The organism is Streptomyces sp. ISL-87 (assembly GCF_018614095.1).
Taxonomy (GTDB): domain Bacteria; phylum Actinomycetota; class Actinomycetes; order Streptomycetales; family Streptomycetaceae; genus Streptomyces.
Genome location: NZ_JAGGOY010000012.1, coordinates 82,180 through 100,574, shown reverse-complemented (window position 1 = coordinate 100,574; position 18,395 = coordinate 82,180). Strand labels below are relative to the sequence as shown.

Annotated in this window: 15 protein-coding genes; 13 read left to right on the top strand and 2 right to left on the bottom strand. The window is 72.7% G+C overall.

The annotated features are described in order from the left end of the window. Positions 1 to 11: 11 nt before the first annotated feature. The 6 genes from J7I97_RS38110 to J7I97_RS04355 are packed head-to-tail and all read left to right on the top strand — an operon-like array spanning position 12 to position 7,516. The gene (locus J7I97_RS38110) at positions 12 to 371 is read left to right on the top strand and encodes a cupin domain-containing protein (RefSeq protein ID WP_214931038.1); all 360 of its coding nucleotides are present in this window, start codon (positions 12 to 14) and stop codon (positions 369 to 371) included. Beyond that, complete coding sequence (locus J7I97_RS04375) at positions 368 to 1,969, top strand: class I tRNA ligase family protein (protein ID WP_214931037.1); 1,602 nt, start codon at positions 368 to 370, stop codon at positions 1,967 to 1,969. The genes J7I97_RS38110 and J7I97_RS04375 overlap by 4 nt, the downstream gene beginning before the upstream one ends. Beyond that, entirely contained in the window at positions 1,962 to 4,160 is a 2,199-nt protein-coding gene (locus J7I97_RS04370) for an FAD-dependent oxidoreductase (protein WP_214931036.1), read from the top strand. The genes J7I97_RS04375 and J7I97_RS04370 overlap by 8 nt, the downstream gene beginning before the upstream one ends. Next, positions 4,157 to 5,434 (top strand): APC family permease, encoded by a 1,278-nt coding sequence (locus tag J7I97_RS04365; protein WP_214931035.1) that lies wholly within the window; start codon positions 4,157 to 4,159, stop codon positions 5,432 to 5,434. The genes J7I97_RS04370 and J7I97_RS04365 overlap by 4 nt, the downstream gene beginning before the upstream one ends. After that, positions 5,431 to 6,780 (top strand): lysine N(6)-hydroxylase/L-ornithine N(5)-oxygenase family protein, encoded by a 1,350-nt coding sequence (locus tag J7I97_RS04360; RefSeq protein WP_214931034.1) that lies wholly within the window; start codon positions 5,431 to 5,433, stop codon positions 6,778 to 6,780. Before J7I97_RS04365 ends, J7I97_RS04360 begins: the two co-directional genes overlap by 4 nt. 58 nt (positions 6,781 to 6,838) lie before the next feature. Then, on the top strand, positions 6,839 to 7,516 hold the full coding sequence (locus J7I97_RS04355; protein ID WP_214931033.1) for a pyridoxamine 5'-phosphate oxidase family protein: 678 nt from the start codon (positions 6,839 to 6,841) through the stop codon (positions 7,514 to 7,516). On the opposite strand, the gene J7I97_RS04350 is transcribed toward J7I97_RS04355, so the two are convergent. Then, positions 7,503 to 8,780, bottom strand: coding sequence for a M6 family metalloprotease domain-containing protein (locus J7I97_RS04350; RefSeq protein ID WP_214931067.1), 1,278 nt, complete (start codon positions 8,778 to 8,780; stop codon positions 7,503 to 7,505). The two genes, J7I97_RS04355 and J7I97_RS04350, sit on opposite strands and share 14 nt — an antisense overlap. A gap of 249 nt (positions 8,781 to 9,029) precedes the next feature. On the opposite strand from J7I97_RS04350, the gene J7I97_RS04345 reads away from it, so the two are divergent. The 4 genes from J7I97_RS04345 to J7I97_RS04330 all read left to right on the top strand — a co-directional run bounded on the left by J7I97_RS04345 (position 9,030) and on the right by J7I97_RS04330 (position 13,646). Then, a complete protein-coding gene (locus tag J7I97_RS04345; protein WP_214931032.1) occupies positions 9,030 to 9,710 on the top strand; it encodes a TetR/AcrR family transcriptional regulator in 681 nt (226 codons plus the stop codon). Between the two features lie 121 nt (positions 9,711 to 9,831). After that, positions 9,832 to 11,376 carry an MFS transporter gene (locus tag J7I97_RS04340; protein WP_214931031.1) on the top strand — a complete coding sequence of 515 codons (1,545 nt, stop codon included), beginning with the start codon at positions 9,832 to 9,834 and terminating at the stop codon, positions 11,374 to 11,376. A 160-nt stretch (positions 11,377 to 11,536) separates the two neighbouring features. Beyond that, a complete protein-coding gene (locus tag J7I97_RS04335) occupies positions 11,537 to 12,313 on the top strand; it encodes a dioxygenase (RefSeq protein WP_214931030.1) in 777 nt (258 codons plus the stop codon). A gap of 355 nt (positions 12,314 to 12,668) precedes the next feature. Then, positions 12,669 to 13,646, top strand: a complete 978-nt coding sequence (locus J7I97_RS04330; RefSeq protein WP_214931029.1) for an RNA polymerase sigma factor RpoD/SigA — start codon at positions 12,669 to 12,671, stop codon at positions 13,644 to 13,646. A gap of 240 nt (positions 13,647 to 13,886) precedes the next feature. On the opposite strand, the gene J7I97_RS04325 is transcribed toward J7I97_RS04330, so the two are convergent. Continuing rightward, positions 13,887 to 14,834 (bottom strand): YafY family protein, encoded by a 948-nt coding sequence (locus J7I97_RS04325; protein ID WP_214931028.1) that lies wholly within the window; start codon positions 14,832 to 14,834, stop codon positions 13,887 to 13,889. A gap of 63 nt (positions 14,835 to 14,897) precedes the next feature. Here J7I97_RS04325 and J7I97_RS04320 point away from each other — a divergent pair, with 63 nt between their 5' ends. The 3 genes from J7I97_RS04320 to pfkB all read left to right on the top strand — a co-directional run bounded on the left by J7I97_RS04320 (position 14,898) and on the right by pfkB (position 18,304). Beyond that, entirely contained in the window at positions 14,898 to 16,454 is a 1,557-nt protein-coding gene (locus J7I97_RS04320; protein ID WP_214931027.1) for an MFS transporter, read from the top strand. Positions 16,455 to 16,595: 141 nt separating this feature from the next. Continuing rightward, positions 16,596 to 17,357: a DeoR/GlpR family DNA-binding transcription regulator gene (locus tag J7I97_RS04315; protein WP_214931026.1), complete on the top strand. Its 762-nt coding sequence runs from the start codon at positions 16,596 to 16,598 to the stop codon at positions 17,355 to 17,357. Then, positions 17,354 to 18,304: a 1-phosphofructokinase gene (gene pfkB / locus J7I97_RS04310; protein WP_214931025.1), complete on the top strand. Its 951-nt coding sequence runs from the start codon at positions 17,354 to 17,356 to the stop codon at positions 18,302 to 18,304. The genes J7I97_RS04315 and pfkB overlap by 4 nt, the downstream gene beginning before the upstream one ends. The last annotated feature ends 91 nt before the right edge of the window (positions 18,305 to 18,395 follow it).

The following is an 18,395-nucleotide window of genomic DNA, read 5'->3' as shown; positions in this document are numbered from 1 at the left end:
GGAATTGACCTGTGGTCACCAAGATACGAATCGACCAGGGCTCCGCCGCCGAGGAGTTCGGCATGGCATGCCAGCGCCTCATCCCGTGGCAGGGCTCGGCCGAGGAGCCGCCCCTGGGCGCCATGGCCTGCTTCCTGCCCGCCGGGGCCAGCTCGGACCCCGACTGCCACGACCAGGACGAGGTCATGATCATCCTCTCCGGGTCCGGCACCGTCTCGCTGAAGGGCGAGGAGGACGAGCCCTGCACCGCCGGCGACCTCGTCGTCCTGCCGCGCAACCAGGAGCACATCGTGCACAACCCGACCGACAGCGTGTTCACCTGGGTCTCGGTCTACTGGCCGCTCCACGAGCGCAAGGCGGTCTCCGCATGAGCCGCACCGAGTGGATCACCGCCACGCCCCCCACCCCCAACGGGGACCTGCACATCGGGCACATGGCCGGCCCCTACCTCGCCGGTGACGTGCTGCGCCGCTTCCTCGCCGCCGACGGAGCCGACGTCCGATACACCACGGGGCTCGACGACCACCAGAGCTACGTGCCCGTGCGCGGCCTCAAGGACGGCGGGCTCAAGGGCGAGGAAGTCGCCGACCGCTACGGCGAGTCCATCGAGTCGGTCTGGCGCCAGGCCGGCGCCGCGTTCGACGCGATCGTCCGCCCCCGGCGCGACGCCGGCTACACGGCGTACGTCCAGGACTTCGTCCAGCGCCTCTACGACCAGGGGCACATCGTCGCCCGCACCCGGCCGCTGCCGTACTGCACCGGCTGCGAGCGCTGGCTCTACGAGGCCTACCTCAAGGGCGACTGCCCGCACTGCGGCTCCGGCTCCAACGGCAACGCCTGCGAGCCGTGCGGCCGGCCCAACGACTGCGCGGACCTGGCCAACCCCGAGTGCACCGGCTGCGGCGCACCCGCCGAACTCCGCGACTGCGAGCGGCTCTACTTCCCCCTCGCCCCGTTCGAGGAGCAGCTCGACGCCTTCTGGCAGCGCGTCGACATGCCGCCGCACCTGCGTGCCCTGTGCGAGCGGATGCGCGCCGAGGGCCTGCCCGAGATCGCCGTCAGCCACCCCTCGGAATGGGGCGTCCCGGTGCCCGTGGAGGGCTTCCGCGACCAGCGCGTCTACGTCTGGTTCGAGATGGCCCCCGGCTACCTGCTGGAGTGGGAGAAGTGCGGCACCGGCCGGCCCGCCCCCAGCCCGGTCCAGTTCTTCGGCTTCGACAACGGGTACTTCCACGCGCTGCTCTTCCCGGCCGCCTACCTGGCGGACGCGGCGGAGCCGGACGCGGCGCCGCTGCCCAGTGCCTTCATCGTGAACGAGTTCTACCGGCTGGAGGGCCTGAAGTTCTCCACCAGCCGCCGCCACGCCATCTGGGCCCACGAGGAACTCGCCCGCACCAGCGCCGACGTACTGCGCTACCACGTGCTCTCCGACCGGCCCAACGGCCGTCAGACCAGCTTCACCTCCGCCGCCCTGGCGCACAGCCGCGCCCGGCTCGCCGAGCACTGGGACGGCTGGCTGCACCGGCTGCTGACCTCCGTGGCCGAGGACTGCGACGGGGCCGTCCCAGCCGAGCAGCCGCAGGGCCCGGCCTGGGAGCGGCTGCGCGAGCGGCTGACCCGGACGGCGGGCGAACTGCGCGAGGCATACTCGGCCGCCGGGTTCGACGCCCGCCGCGCCGTCGCCCTGCTCGACGAAGTGGTGGGCCTCGCCGACGACTTCGGGCATGTGCACAGCCACGAGCGGGACCGCCCCGAGGGCGCCGCCGCCCACCGGGCGGCCCTGGCCGCCCAGCTCGCCGCCGCCTCGGCGCTCGCCGCCTGGGCCGCCCCCGTGCTGCCGTTCGGCGCGGACCGGCTCGCGGCGCTGCTCGGCGTGCCCGCCGGGCGCCCGGTCGACGCGGACGCGCTGCGCACGCCGGCCGTCGGGACCCCGCTGGGGGTCCCCACGGAGGCGGTGTTCAGTGGCTGACCCGACCGGTGTGACCGGCACGCCCGGTGTGCGCGCCGCGGTCGTCGGCCCCTTCTCCGGGCCGCGCGCCGCCTGGGGCGAGCTCCTCGAACGCGGCGCCGCGGCCCACGCCGAGGTCCACTGGGACCTCCACGACGACCGCGGGGAAGCGACGGCGGCCCGCTCCGTCGCCGAGGCGGTCGTCGCCGACGGCCGCTACGCCCTGGTCGTCGGCCACTTCAACAGTGCCGGCGCCCGCGCGGCCCTCCCGGTCTACCGGGCCGCCGGCCTGCCGGTGCTCCTGCCCCTCGCCACCGCGCCCAAGCTGCTGGCGGGCACGGCGGGCGAAGCCCTGCGCTGGTGCCCGGACGACCTCGCCCAGCTCGCCGCGCTGCGCGAGGAGATCCGCTGGGCGGGCCACACCCACCTGGCGGTCGCCGACGACGGCAGTACGTACGGAGCGGTGCTCGCGCAGCTGCTCCTGGTCCTGCCCGAGGACACCCTCCGCGTCACCGCGGCCGAGCCCGGGTCCGCCATCACGGCGACCGCGCTGGTCGTCTGCGGCACCCACGCGGGCGCGGCCCGCGAAGCCCGCGCCCGGCGGAAGGCCGGATTCGAGGGGGCGCTGTACTTCACGGACGACTGCGCCGTCGACGAGTTCGCCGAACTCCTCGGGGACGTGGCGGGCGAGGCCTTCGTGGCCCGCTTGCACGGAGGCGCGGCCGCCCAGGTCGACTCGGCCTTCGCCGCGGCCGCCGGGGCCCTGGCCTCGGCGCCGTCCCACGCGGGTCCGGACGTACTGGCGGCCCTGCGCGCCCACCCAGGCCGCAGTTTCACGGCGGAGGGCGAGCCCGTCCTCGGCCCGTCCGGCGCGGGCTGGGAGGTGACCCCGGTCGCCGCCCCCGGCGTACCGGACACTGAGGCGGCACTTGCCGTACCTGCCGTACCTGCCGTACCTGCCGTATCCGCCGAGGAGCACCGCGGGAAGGCGTACGACGTTCTCGTCATCGGCGCGGGCGTCGTCGGCGCCGCCACGGCCGACGTCCTGGCCCGGCAGGGCCTGCGCGTCGGCATGACCGCGCCCTCCGCCGCCGACCCGGCCGCGACCACCCACTCCGGCGGCCTCGTCCGGGCCTTCGACGCCGATCCGGTCCTGCGCGGCCTCGCCCTGCGCAGCCACGACCTGTCCTGGGGCCTGACCGACGGCGGCCCGATCCCCAACGGCCACCGGCGCACGGGCTCGCTCGTACTCCTCGGCGACGCCGACCTGCCCGAGGCCGAGAAGGGCATCGCCGAGCTGACCGGCGAGGGCGTCGAAGCCGTCCTCCTCACTCCGGGCGAACTGCGCACCCGCTTCCCGGGCATGGCCTCCCACGACGTGGCCGGCGCGGTGTGGGAGCCGGCCGGTGGCTACGCCGAGCCGGCGACCGCGGCGCGCGGCTACCGGGACCGGGCCTGCGCGCACGGGGCCGTCGTCCTGCCCGGCCGGGTCCGCCGGATCGAGCGGGAGGGCACCGACCTCGTACGGATCGTCCTGGAACAGGGCGAGATCACGGCGCGGGCCGTGGTGCTGGCCGCCGGTCCCGGCACGCCCGGAATCAGGGGCCACCGCCTCTCGGCGGGAGTCCCGGCCGACCTGTCGGGCGAGAACGAGCGCGCCTGGCGGAGCCTGGAACCGCTGCCCGGCACCGGCACCGGCACCGGCACCAGCGCCGCGGCCGAGGCCGTCGCGGCCCCGCGTACCAAGCGGATCCGCTACGCCTTCTTCCGGCACGCCGGCAGCCAGGGCCTGCCGGCCGTCGCCGACCTCGTCACCGGTGTCTGGGGCCGCCCCCAGCTCACCGGCCCGGCCGCCGGCGGCTACCTCGTCGGCCGCCCGGTGGACGAGTGGGACGTGCCGTCCGGCGGGGGAGACGCGATCACCCCCGAGCAGGCCGAGCACATCCGCGAGGGCGCCGCCCACCGCTGGCCCTGGCTCGCCGAGGCGGAATTCCTGTCCGGCCGCCACGGCGTCGACCTGTACACCCGCGACGGCCGCCCGTTCCTGGGCCGGCAGTCGCCCGACAGCCGGATCGTGCTCGCCGCCGGCTGGTCCGGCTCGGGGTTCAAGACGGCCCCCGCGGCCGCGGAGCAGGTCGCCGCCCACGTCCTGGACGCCCTCGGCCGGGAGACCCCCGGCCCGCAGGCGCCCGGCTCGGACGGGCTCGCATGACGGATGCCCTCGACGCCCTCGACTCGCCGCCGGCCCGCACGACCAAGGGGATCGGAGTGCCCGCCCTGGTCGTCTTCTACGTCAGCAGCATCGTCGGCACCGGCATCCTCCTCGTTCCCGGCCTCACCAAGGCACAGGCCGGGCCGGCGGCCCTGCTGGCGTGGGTGGCCCTCGCCGTGGCCTCGTACCCCTTCGCCCGCTTCTTCGCCGAGATCTCGGCCCGGAGCCCGGACGCCGCGGGCCTCGGCTCGATGGTGGAGGCGGGATTCGGCCCCCGCCACGGCCGCACCGCGTCACGGCTGCTGCTGGTCACGTACGCCATCGGCAACCCCGTGATGGGCGTGGTCTCGGCCCGCAGCCTGCTGCACCTGCTCGGTGTCCCGGACGCCTCGGACACCGTGCTCTACGGCGTCGCCGCCGCCTTCATGCTGCTGTCGACCGGCTTCACGCTGCTCGGCGTCACCGTCGGCGCCCGGATCCAGGCGGCGTCGCTGGTCGTGCTGCTGGCCGGGCTCGGCGGCGCGGTGCTGCTGGCCGTACCGCACATGGACGCGGCCGCGTACACGCCGTTCCTCAGCGCAGGCTGGGGCGGCGTGGGCACGGCCGTCGTCATCGCGTTCTTCTCGTTCCTGGGCTGGGAGAACGTCTCGACCCTGGCCGAACAGGTCGAGGACCCGGCCCGGTCCTACCGCAGCGCGATCCGCTACGCGGTACCGGTCGTCGGCCTGCTGTACGTCACCGTCACCGCCGCCTACCTGGCCGTACCCGGTGACGACCCGCTGGTCATCACCGCGCTGCTCGGCGCGTCCCTGGGCGGCGCCGGCGCGGTGGCGGGGGACCTGCTGGCCCTCGGCCTCGCGGTGATCGCCACCAACGCCTGGGTGCTCGGCGCCTCCCGGCTGCTGGGGTCCGCGGCCCGGGACGGCGTCCTGCCGCGGTCGCTGACCGCGCGCCCCGCGCGTCCGCTGGTCGTGCTGGCGGCGGCATACGTCTGCGTACTGGGCCTGCTCGCCGCCACCGGCGCCGGCGTGGAGCTGGCGCTCATCACCACCAGCAGCTGCTTCCTCCTGCTGTACATCGTGGCCGCCGCGGCCGCGCTGAAGGCCGAGGCCGCCGCCCCCGCGCTGCGGGCCACCGCCGTGGTCACGCTCCTGATCTCGGCCGGCTTCCTGGCCTTCGCGGGCACCGGCCTGCTGATCGCCGTACTGCTGGCTCTGGGCTGCCACCTGGCGGCCCACCTGAACTTCCTCCACCGAAAGGCCTTTGCACGATGACTTCCCGTTACGCGTCCGACCCGCAGACCCCCGTCTACGACGTCGTCGGCGTGGGCTTCGGACCCGCCAACCTCGCCCTCGCCATCGCCATCGAGGAGTACAACGAGTCGGCCGCCCCGGACGACCGGCTGACCGCGATCTTCCTGGAGAAGCAGCCCGTCTTCGGCTGGCACCGCGGCATGCTCCTCGAAGGGGCCACCATGCAGGTCTCCTTCCTCAAGGACCTCGCGACGATGCGGAACCCGACCAGCCGCTTCGGCTTCGTGCCCTACCTCCAGGACCGCGGGCGCCTGGTGGACTTCATCAACCACAAGGTGCTGTTCCCCTCCCGCGAGGAGTTCCACGACTACCTCGGCTGGTGCGCCGACGGCGTGGACCACATGGTCAACTACGGGATCGAGGTCAGCGCCGTCCGCCCGGCGACCGGCGCGGGCGCCGACGCGGACGGCCGGATCGTCGAGGTGGACGTGACGGCGCTCGGCGCGGCCGGCTCCGGCACGGCGACGTACCGGGCGCGCAACCTCGTCCTGGGCACGGGCCTGGTCCCCAAGCTCCCCGACGGCATCGAGTCCTCCGAACGCGTCTGGCACTCCAGCGAGTTCCTGCACCGCCTGGACCGCTTCCCCGAGCGGGAGCCGCGCCGCTTCGTCGTCGTCGGCGCCGGACAGAGCGCCGCCGAGGTCGCCGACCACCTGCACCGCACCTTCGCCGGGGCCGAGGTCTGCGCCGTCCTGTCCCGCTACGGCTACAGCCCCGCCGACGACAGCCCGTACGCCAACCGCTTCTTCGACCCCGAGGCGGTGGACCTCTACCACGGCGCGGACGCCGCCGTCCGCGACCGGCTCATGGACTACCACCGCAACACGAACTACGGCGTGGTGGACATCGACCTCATCGACGAGCTGTACCGCCGCTCGTACCAGGAGAAGGTGCGCGGCGAGGAGCGCCTGCGCATCCTCAACACCTCCCGGGTCGAGGGGCTCGACCAGGACGCCGACGGCCTCGGCGTCCACGTGCGCAATCAGGCGACCGGTGTGACCGAGCGGCTCACCGCCGACGCCATCGTGTACGCGACGGGCTACACCGAGCCGGATCCCCGCACGCTGCTCGGCGAGCTGTCCGACGCCTGCCTGCGCGACGGCGACGGCCGGCTGAGCATCCGCCGCGACTACCGGGTGGAAACCGACCCCTCGCTGGAGGCCGCCGTCTACCTTCAGGGCGGGACCGAGCACACCCACGGCATCACCGGGAACCTGCTCTCCATGGCCGCCGTCCGCGCCGGGGAGATCTGCGCCTCGCTGGTCGCCCGCCGCACCGCCCCCGAGGCCGCGGCCGCGCTGGCCTGACCACGGTGCCCCCGGACCACCGCGGAAAGACGACACCCACGATGACGGAAGGAAAGCCATGACCTACCTGCAGGTGACCGAGCGCACCACGCTGCGGCGGATGCGCGAGAAGGGCAGCCACCGCCGCGCCGACCTCGACGCCGTGCTGGCGGCGGGTTTCCTCTGCCATCTGGGGGTGTCCGTGGACGGCACGCCGATGGTCGTGCCCACCGCGTACGGCGTCGCCGACGACACCCTCTACCTGCACGGCTCGGTGGCCAGCCGCAGCCTGGTCCAGGCCCCCGACGCGACCGTCTGCGTCACCGTCACGCACGTCGACGGGCTGGTGCTGGCCCGCTCGGTCTTCGAGCACGGCGTCAACTACCGCTGCGCGATGGTGTACGGAGTCCCGCGCGTCGTCACCGACCCGGACGAGAAGCTCCTCGGGCTGCGCGCACTGACCGAGCAGTGCGCCCCCGGCCAGTGGGACTACGCCCGCCGGCCCAGCCGCAAGGAGCTGGCCGCGACCTCCCTGCTGGCCCTCGACCTCACCGAGGCCTCGGTGAAGACCCGCTCGGGCCCGCCCGACGACGGCGACAGCCCCGACGCCGAGCTCGGCCTGTGGGCGGGGGTGCTGCCGGTGACCACGGCGTGGGGCGCGCCGGTCACCGACCCGGTGCTGGGCCCGGACGTCCAGCCGCCCGCCCACGTCCTGGCGCGGGCCGGGGAACGCCTGGACGGTGTCAGGGGCGGGTGACCCGGACCTGGTAGCTGCCGTCGCGCAGCTCGCCCACGACCGAGACGCTGACGCCCGCCTTCTCGTCGGTGAAGGTCTCACCCGGCTTGAAGGGCGCGTCCGACAGCTCCGCGTGGACATTGGCCCGCCGGGTGCAGCCGCCGCTGGCGTTCGCGCTGTCCGACACGGTCACCGGGCCGCGCCCGGTGTCCACGTCGGAGTCCACCTTGTAGATGAGCACGCCGGCTTTGCAGACGGCCTCGTCGTTCCCGGCACGGGTCCGCACCTCCACCGCGTACCCGGAGCTCTCCGACAGCGGTATGAAGGCCAGCTTCGTGCCGCCCTCCACCGCCAGCGGCGACAGGGTGTGGTCGCTGACGCCCGGTTTCGCGGCGCAGCTGATCTGCGTACTGTCCAGCCAGCCCAGCTTCCACTTGTGCCAGCCCATCAGGTCGTTGCTGGCGCCCCAGTCCTCGCTCATGATGTCCCAGTGCCCGACCGCGCCGCCCCCGTCGGCGGTGTACAGGTCGGGCAGTCCGAAGACGTGCCCGTTCTCGTGGGGGAGCACCCGGTAGCCGGTCTCCCGGTAGGAGCCCGAGCCGTCGTCCTGCCGGCTGTAGACGAAGGACGTGTTGGCGAGCGGCACCCCGTCGGCCGTCGGCGCCTCGGCGTTGCCCGAGAAGGTCACCGACAGGACGGTGTCCAGGGCGGAGGGCCCGGCGTTAGGCGTGACCAGGACGTTGACCAGGTCGTACCGGCTGAAGTCCACCTCGGAGTCGGCGGCCTTGACGATGTGCTCGACGAGCTGCCGGTAGCCCGGCTCGTACGCGGATCCGCGCTCGATCCCGTACGCCGAGAACGGCATCGGCATCCGCAGCCAGCTCCGTATGGGGGCCTCGGCGCGGTAGGTCAGCCGGCCGTAGGAGCTGGTCCGGAACCAGTCGGCTGTCTGGGGGAAGAACTCCGCCAGCCGGTCCACGGCCGTGCCCTCGCCCTTGGCGTCCGGGAAGTCGATCATCAGGTTCAGCGCCAGGATCTCGCCGGTCGAGCGGGAGTACCCGGGCGGGGTCGGCAGGCCCTCGGACATCTGCACGCCCATCGTGCCGGCGATCCGGCAGGGCGCGAGCGCGGACTCGGCGGTCGTGGCCACGGGTCCGGCCGCGGAATGGCTGCGGGTGGATATCCCGGTGCTCGCGGTCGCCGTGACGCCGAGGGCCAGCGCGGTGAGGCCGATGTACGCGCTGGTGCGGCATGGTCTGCGTATCCGGTGGCGGGTCTGCGGCATGGAGATCGCCTTCGGGTCCGCGGCAGCCGGCCGGGTCCGGTCTGCGCTCTGTGCGATCACCCTCCGACGGTTGCGACACGCCCGCGCGCCGAGAGCGGCCGAACGGGAACGGTGATATGACCCAGGTCACGCCGGAGAGTGAAATAACCGGGGACCGAATCCCCGTTTGTACGTGAGTCCCGCTAAGCGGGGACCGGCTCCCCGTTTGGGGCGGGCGGTACGCGTACGAGCGCCAGGGAGGCCCCGGAGATGAAGAGCTCCACCGCCACGCCGACGGCCGCGCCTTCCGCGCCCGATGTGAACTCCCGGGTCCCGCGGCCCCGCGCCGACGCGGTGCGCAACCGCGAGCGGATCCTGGCCGCGGCCCGCGAGATGTTCGTGGAGTTCGGCGCCGAGGCCCCGCTCGACGAGATCGCCCGCCGGGCCGGCGTCGGCAACGCCACCCTCTACCGCCACTTCTCCGACCGGGCCACCCTCGTCCACCACGTGGTGCTCTACGTCATGGACCGGGTCGCCGCGATCGCCGACGACTCCCTCGCCGAGGAGCCCGACGCCTTCGCCGCGCTGTGCCGCTTCACGCACGCCGCGGCGGACGAGCGGATGGGCGCCCTGTGCCCCATGCTCGCGGACGGCTTCGACCACGACCACCCCGAACTCCTCGCGGCCCGCACCGCCTTGGAGAAATCCGTCGAGACCCTGCTGACGACCGGCCAGAACACCGGAATGCTCCGCACGGACATCGGCGTCGGTGACCTGATGGTCGCCCTGTCCCAGCTCAGCCGGCCCCTCCCCGGCACCGCATGCCTTGACGCGGACCGCTTCGTCCACCGTCATCTCCAGCTGTTCCTCGACGGGTTGCGGGCTCCGGCCCGCTCCGCACTGCCGGGCGCGGCGGTCACCCTCGCGGTCCTGAGGCGGAAAACCATGTAACGCCACGTATGCAACATAACGCCACGTAACGCCACGTAACGCCACGTAACGCCACGTAACGTCGCCCTCTTATCTCTTTCAGTCATTTTTCAGTCATTCCGCACAGTGAGTGGGTACCTCCATGTCAAAAACAGCCGCGACACCGCCGCTGGCTGCCGACCCCAGCCGCTGGAAGGCGCTCGTCTTCATAGCCCTGGCCCAGCTGATGGTCGTCCTCGACGCCACCATCGTGAACATCGCCCTCCCGTCCGCCCAGACCGACCTCGGCATCTCTGACGGCAACCGTCAGTGGGTCATCACCGCGTACGCGCTGGCCTTCGGCGGACTGCTCCTCTTCGGCGGCCGCATCGCCGACAAGTGGGGCCGCAAGAACGCCTTCGTCGTCGGCCTCATCGGCTTCGCCCTGGCCTCCGCGCTCGGCGGCGCCGCCACCAGCGAGGCGATGATGCTGGGCGCCCGCGCCCTCCAGGGCGCCTTCGGCGCGCTGCTCGCACCGGCCGCGCTCTCCCTGCTGGCCGTCATGTTCACCGACGCCAAGGAGCGCGCCAAGGCCTTCGGCATCTACGGTGCGATCGCCGGTGGCGGTGGCGCCGTGGGCCTGATCCTCGGCGGGTTCCTCACCGAGTACCTCAACTGGCGCTGGACCTTCTTCGTCAACATTCCGTTCGCCATCGTCGCCGCCATGGGCGCCTGGCTGATCATCCGCGAGCCGGCCGGCGGCCGGAACCGCGCACCGCTCGACATCCCCGGCGTGGCCCTGTCCACGCTCGGCCTGGTCTCCCTGGTGTACGGCTTCACCCGCGCCGAGTCGGCGGGCTGGTCGGACGGCCTGACCATCACCATGTTCATCGCCTCGGTGGTGCTGCTCGCGGCCTTCGCCGGCGTCGAGCTGGTGGTCAAGTCCCCGCTGCTGCCGATGCGCGTCCTGCTGGAGCGCAACCGCGGTGGCGTCTACCTCTCCCTCGGCCTGGCCGTCATCGCGATGTTCGGCCTGTTCCTCTTCCTGACGTACTACCTCCAGGTCGTGAAGGGCTTCTCGCCCGTCAAGACCGGCTTCGCCTTCCTGCCGATGATCGCGGGCATGATCACGGGCTCCACCCAGATCGGCGCCCGGCTGATGACCCGGGTCGCGCCGCGGCTGCTGATGGCCCCGGGCTTCCTGCTGGCCGCCACCGGCATGCTGCTGCTGACCCAGCTCGAGGTCGGGTCGTCGTACCCGGCGCTGATCCTGCCGGCGCAGCTGATGCTCGGCCTCGGCATGGGTACGGCCTTCATGCCGGCCATGTCCCTGGCCACGCACGGGGTGAACCCGGCCGACGCCGGCGTGGCCTCCGCCATGGTCAACACCTCGCAGCAGGTGGGCGGCGCCATCGGCACCGCGCTGCTGAACACCATCGCCGCCTCGGCGACCACCGCGTACCTGGCCGACCACGCCGCCGCGGTCGCGGCGGGCGGCCCGGCGGCGAAGCTGGTGCAGGCCCAGGCCATGGTCGAGGGCTACTCCTCCGCCATCTGGTGGGCGGTCGGCATCCTGGTGACCAGCTCGCTCATCGCCTTCACCCTGATCACAACCGGCCGCCCGGGCGCTGCCGGTCCGGTCGCCTCCGGCGACGGTAGCGGCGCGATCGCCGACGCAGAGGTGAAGATCCCGGTGATCGCCCACTGACCCGGGCCCGGACCTGAGGGAATGACTGCGGACCCCGCTTCGTTCAAATTTGAACGAAGCGGGGTTAGTCTGTTTACAAGGCCTCTTTACGAGTCCTGTTGACGAGGCCCGTTCAGGCGGCCCGCGGCCTGCGTCCCGCACCGACAACCGAGGAGCGCCCGTGACCGGCCCTGTGACCCGCATACCGGCCCTGTACCTGAGCCACGGCGCACCCCCGCTGGCCGACGACCCGGTCTGGCCCGCAGAGCTCGCCGCCTGGTCCGCGAACCTCCCGCGGCCCCGCGCGATCCTGATGGTCTCCGCCCACTGGGAAGAGGCCCCGCTCGCCCTCGGCGCCACCGAACCGGTCCCGCTGGTCCACGACTTCTGGGGCTTCCCCGAGCACTACTACCAGGTGCGCTACGACGCCCCCGGCGCCCCCGAACTGGCCGAGTCGGTGCGGGGGCTCCTCCGGGCCCCCGGCACCCCCGTCCAGGACATCCCGGACCGCGGCCTCGACCACGGCGCGTACGTCCCGTTGGTGGAGATGTACCCCGCGGCCGACATCCCGGTCCTCCAGATCTCCATGCCCACGCTGGACCCGGCCCGCCTGATGGACATCGGCCGCAAGCTGGCCCCGCTGCGGGACGAGGGCGTCCTGATCGTGGGCAGCGGCTTCTTCACGCACAACCTGGCCGCGCTCCGGCATTCGGGTGTCCCCGCCTGGTCCGCGGAGTTCGACGCGTGGGGCCGCGAAGCCCTGGCCGCCTCCGACGTGGACGCCCTCCTGGACTTCGAGCACAAGTCCCCGGCGGGCCGCCTCGCGCACCCCCGCACGGAGCACTTCGCCCCCCTCTTCGTCGCCCTCGGCGCCGCCGAAGCCGACCTGACCTCGGCCCACACCCCGGTGGACGGCTTCTGGATGGGCCTGTCCAAGCGCTCCCTCCAGTTCGGCTGAGCCGGCGCTGTTCCGGGATCAAAGCGACCGCGTCGGATGTGACGGCGCTCTCAGGTGTGAAGGGCCCATAAAGGCCCGTGCGAACCTCCAGGCCGACCGCCATCCCGTGTCTGACCTGCACTTCTTCGGGGTCCGGCGGCATCCGCTTCCTCCCTGTGCGGGGGTTGGCGGGGCAGGATACTGCACGGCTCCGGGAAAGAGGGAACGGTGTGGGAATTCTGTCCCGATTCCAGTCGTTGTTTCCTTCGGAAGCGGGCACTCGGGAGAGTGTCCGGGGACGCATCGCCGACACACCACCCGTATCGGAGGCGTCCAGCAGCCGCACCGCGACCGAACACTTCGCAAGGGAGCACGCATGGCAACCCGCGCCGTCGCCCGTCGTCAGTCCACGAGCAGCGCCCGCGCTGTGGGCGGGGAAATCGCCGATCGCGACCTGGTCGGCATGTACCTGGACGAGATCGCGCGCACTCCGCTGCTCGACGCTGCCAAGGAAGTAGAGCTCTCACAGATCATCGAGGCGGGCGTCTACGCCCAGCAGATCCTCGACGGCGTGATAGAGCGCAAGGGCAAGACCCCGGCGCGCGAGGAGCTGGAGGCCCTGGCCGCCGAGGGAGAGCGCGCCAAGGAAATCTTCATCCGCTCCAACCTCCGCCTGGTCGTCGCCGTCGCCCGCCGCTACCCGCGCAGCGGCCTGCCCCTGCTCGACCTCATCCAGGAGGGCAACGCGGGCCTGGTGCGCGCGGTCGAGAAGTTCGACTACGCCAAGGGCTTCAAGTTTTCCACGTACGCCACGTGGTGGATCCGCCAGGCCATCACCCGCTCCATCGCCGACCAGTCCCGCACCATCCGCCTCCCCGTCCACCTGGTCGAGGAGCTCGGCCGGATCCGCCGGGTGCAGCGCGAGTTCAACCGCGAGAACGGCCGCGACCCGGAGCACGCGGAGATCGCCGTCGAGCTGGAGACGACCGAGAAGCGCGTGGGCGACGTGCTGGACTGGGCGCGCGACCCGGTCAGCCTGAACATGTCCGTGGACGACGAGGGCGACACCCAGTTCGGCGATCTCCTGGAGGACACCTCCGCGATCTCCCCGGAACAGTCCGTTCTGTCCCTCCTGCGCAGCGAGGAGCTGGAGGACCTGCTCGGCAAGCTGGACCAGCGCACCGCGTCCATCATCAAGATGCGGTACGGCATCGACGACGGCCGCGAGCGCACTCTGACGGAGGTCGGCAAGCAGCACGGCCTGACCCGCGAGCGCATCCGCCAGATCGAAAAGCACGCCTTGCTGGAACTGAAGCGCATGGCCCGCGACACCGGCTTCGACGCCGTGGCCTGACCGCCCCCCGAACGAGCCCCCGGCACCTATCCCCCCCAGGCGCCGGGGGCTCCCACATATCCGGCCACCCACTCCAGCCTCGCCGGCGTTTGAGGCGCGGGGTCCGGGGCGGAGCCCCAGGATCTTTAAGCCCTGCCGGGGTTTGAGGCGCGGCGTCTGGGGCGGAGCCCGGGTGGGGTCCCCCCGGACGGAGTCTGGGGGAGGTGGAAGGGCGGGTAGGGGACCAGCCCCGCAGGGCACCTACAAACCCGCGGCAGCGACCAGCCGGGCCCCAAGAACCCCCGCACTCTCCGCCAGTGCGACCGGCGCGAGAACCCTGAACTCCAGCCCCGTCAACGCCAGCCGCGCCACCAGCCACTCCGGCGCGTCCCCACTCTCGAACCGCACCCTGCACCCCCCACCCGGCTCCGGCGCCGCCTTCCCCCGCAACCACTCCGGCAGCTCCCCCACCGGCACGGCGAAGGCCAGATCCACCCCGTACACCTCCCCACCCCGCAACCCCCGCTCCACGAACGCCACCGCATCCATCGGCAGCTCCCGCGGAGCGAACCGCGCCCCCGTCGCGAACGGCTCGCTCACCCGGTCCACCCGGAACGTCCGCCAGTCCTCCCGCTCCAGGTCATACGCCACCAGGTACCACCGGCTCCCCGTGCTCACCAGCCGGTACGGCTCCACCAGCCGCCGCGAGTCCACCCCGTCCCCCGCCCGGTACGCGAACCGCAGCCGCTCCGGCCCCGCCACAGCCGAAGCCATCGTCGTCAGCGTCCGTGGGTCCACGCTCGCCCCGTCCCCCCGCGTCAACGCCACCGTCGCGGACTGCAGCGCGCCCACCCGCCGCCGCAGCCGCCCCGGAAGGACCTGTTCCAGCTTCGCGAGGGCCCGTACGGACGCCTCCTCGACCCCCTCGATCGCATGCCCGGCCCCCGCCCGCAGCCCCACCGCGATGGCCACCGCCTCCTCGTCGTCGAGCAGCAGCGGCGGCATCGCCGCCCCCGCGACCAGCCGGTACCCGCCCTCCGCGCCCAGCGTGGCCTCCACGGGATACCCGAGGTCCCGCAGCCGCTCGATGTCGCGCCGGATCGTACGGGCGCTCACCCGCAGCCGCTCCGCCAGCTCGCTGCCGGGCCATTCGCGCGGGGTCTGGAGCAGTGACAGCAGGGTGAGCAGCCGCGCCGGGGTGTCGTTCATGCATTCCAGGTTGCCAGCGAAATAGGACACCAACTGACCTACATGCCGTCTACGTTTCTCTCCATGAGCACCGAGACGTCCCAGACATCGCCCGAAAGAAAGAACGGGCCCGTACAAGAAGAGCGGAACGAACAGCGCACCCAAGACAGCGAGCGCACCCCAGACTCACCCGCCGACCGCCGCCGCTGGCTGGCGCTCGCCATCGTGATGACCGCGGCCTTCATGGACCTCGTCGACGTCACGATCGTCAACATCGCGATACCCAGCATGCGCCAGGACCTGGAGGCCTCCACCAGCGCCATCCAGTGGATCACCGCCGGCTATGCCCTCGCGTTCGCCGCCGGCCTGATCACCGGCGGCCGCCTCGGTGACATCTACGGCCGCAAGCGCCTCTTCCTCATCGGCATCGCCGGCTTCACCGCCGCCTCGCTGCTCTGCGGCATCGCCGCCAACCCGTCCGTGCTCGTCGCCTCCCGCCTCCTCCAGGGCGCGATGGCGGCCATGATGGTCCCCCAGGTGCTGGCGATCATCCATGTGACCTTCCCGCCGCACGAGCGCGGCAAGGTCTTCGGCATGTTCGGCGCGATCGTCGGCCTCGGCGCCGTCTCGGGCCCGATGCTCGGCGCGCTGCTCACCGAGTGGAACATCGCCGGCCTCGAATGGCGCCCGATCTTCCTGATCAACCTGCCCGTCGGCATCGCCGCCCTGATCCTGGGCCGCAAGTTCATCACCGAGTCCAAGGCCCCGCACGCCCTGCGCCTCGACCTGGTCGGCGTCGTCCTCGCCACCCTCGGCCTGATCATGCTGATCTTCCCGCTCACCCAGGGCCGCGAGAACGGCTGGCCGGTCTGGGGCTTCGCCTGCATGATCGCCGCGCCGCTCGTCTTCATCGGCTTCATCAGGTACGAGCAGTACAAGATCCGCAAGGACGGGTCCCCGCTGGTCGAGCTCTCCCTCTTCAAGGTCAAGAGCTTCGCGGGCGGTATCGCCGTCCAGCTGACCTTCGGCATCGCGACCGGCATTTTCTTCCTGGTCTGGACGCTCTACATGCAGTTCGGCCTCGGCTGGAGCGCCCTGCGGGCCGGCACCACCGGCATCCCGTTCTCGATCGCCGTCTCGGCCGCCGCGGGCATGTCCGTACAGAAGCTCGTCCCCCGCTTCGGCCGCAAGGTGCTCCAGGCCGGCGTGCTCATCATGGCGGCGGGCCTGATCCTCTACATCTGGGAGTCCGAGCACTACGGCATGGAGATCGCCTCCTGGCAGATGGCCGCTCCGCTGATCGTGATGGGCCTCGGCATGGGCCTGATCATCGCGCCGCTGACCGACACCGTGCTGTCCGAGGTGCCGCGCCGGCACGCGGGCTCGGCCTCCGGCCTGATCAACACCACCGGCCAGATGGGCAACGCGCTGGGCCTCGCCCTGACCTCCGTCGTCTACTTCGGCTCGATCGACGACGACCTGGTCTTCGGGCCGCCGTACGTCGAGGCGTTCCGCACCGCGCTGTGGTGGTGCGTGGCCGTCCTGGCCGTGATCTTCGCGGTGATGTTCATGCTGCCGCGCAAGGCGGTCCCGATGGACCAGCGCGAGGGCGGCACCGCGGCGGTCGAACCGGCCGCGTAGCACCTCGTACAACTCCACACATATTTGCTCGACCAGCTCGACGGGCATGTCCACTTGTGTTGGTGGGCATGCCCGTTTGCTTTGTTCTTGCCCCGATATGGGCGTACGGTATGGGGGCAATCCACAGAGCCGGACACGCCCATGTACGCACCGGAACGCCAGCAGGACATCCTCCGCCTCGCCCGCGAGGCGGGCCGGGTCGATGTGCTCTCCCTCGCCGACCGGTTCCAGGTCACCGCCGAGACCGTACGCCGCGACCTCAAGGCGCTCGACCGGGCGGGTCTGGTCCGCCGGGTGCACGGCGGAGCCATCCCGTCCGGCCGTCTCGACTTCGAGCCCGACCTCACCGAGGGCGAGGCCACCGCCCCCGACGAGAAGGACCGCATCGCGGCCGCCGCCCTCGCCGAACTCCCCGACGGCGGCAGCATCGTCCTCGACGCCGGCAGCACCGTCGCCCGCCTCGCCGCCGCCATCCCCATCGACACCGCGCTCACCGTGGTCACCCACGCGCTGCCCGTCGCCGCCCGGCTCGCCGGCCACACCGGCATCGACCTCCACCTCGTCGGCGGCCGCGTCCGGCACCGTACCCGGGCCGCCGTCGACGCCTGGGCGCTGCGCGCGTACGCCGAGATCCGCGCCGACGTCGCCTTCCTCGCCACGAACGGCTTCTCGGCGGAGGGCGGCCTGACCACGCCCGACCTCGCGGAGGCGGCCGTCAAGCGGGCGGCGATGGCCGCCGCCCGGCGGGTGGTCCTGCTGGCCGACTCCGCGAAGGCGGGCCAGGAGCACTTCGCGCGCTTCGGCCGGTTCGCGGACGTGGACCTCCTCATCACCGACTCCGCCCTGACCCCTGACCACAAGGCGGCGATCCAGGCCGCCGGTACGGAAGTTGTGCTCGTATGATCCTCACCGTCACGCCCAACCCCTCGCTCGACCGGACGTACGAGGTCCCCTCGCTCGGCCGCGGCGAGGTAGTGCGCGCCACGAGCGACCGGGTCGACCCCGGGGGCAAGGGAGTCAACGTCTCCCGGGCGATCGCGGCGGCCGGCGTCCGCACGACGGCAGTCCTCCCGCTCGGCGGCGCCCCGGGCGCGCTGATCGCCGAACTGCTGGGAGCGCAGGGCGTGGACGTCACGGCGGTCTCCATCGCGGGGCAGACCCGCTCGAACATCTCGATCGTCGAGCCGGACGGCACACTGACCAGGATCAACGCGCTGGGTCCGGAACTCACCCCGGAGGAATCCGCGCTCCTGCTGGACACCGTCCGGACGTGGTCCGACCGCGCAGCGTGGATCGCCTGCTGCGGCAGTCTCCCGCGCGGACTGCGGCCCGAGTGGTACGCGGACCTGGTCGTCCGGGCCCACGAGGCGGGGGCCAGGATCGCGCTGGACACCTCGGGCCCGGCGCTGCTGGCGGCGCTGCCGGCCCGCCCGGACGTGATCAAGCCGAACGTGTCGGAGCTCGCGGCAGCGGTGGGCCGGCCGCTGTCAAACCTGGCGGATGTGGTCAAGGCGGCCGGGGAGCTCCGCTCGCGGGGCGCGGGTGCGGTGCTGGCCTCCCTCGGCGCGGACGGCCAACTCCTGGCCTGCGCCGCGGGCACGTTCTACGGCACGGCTCCGGTTTCCGCGGTCCGCAGCGATGTCGGCGCGGGAGACGCCTCTCTGGCCGGCTTCCTGATCGCGGACGGGGCCGGCGCCGAGGCCCTCGCCTGCGCCCTGGCACACGGCGCCGCGGCGGCCCAACTCCCCGGCACGGCCATGCCCACCCCCGCGGACCTAAGCCCCGACGCGGTCCACATCACCCAGGACCTCCCCCTGAACCTCCCCTTGACCGAACCGGCCACCCCCTAACGGGGCCGCAGCCCCTGCCGCCTGCCGGTCCCCCCCGGGGCCCCGCTGCCCCGCCGGCCCGCCGCGGCGGTGCCGCTAGTGCCGTGGCCGG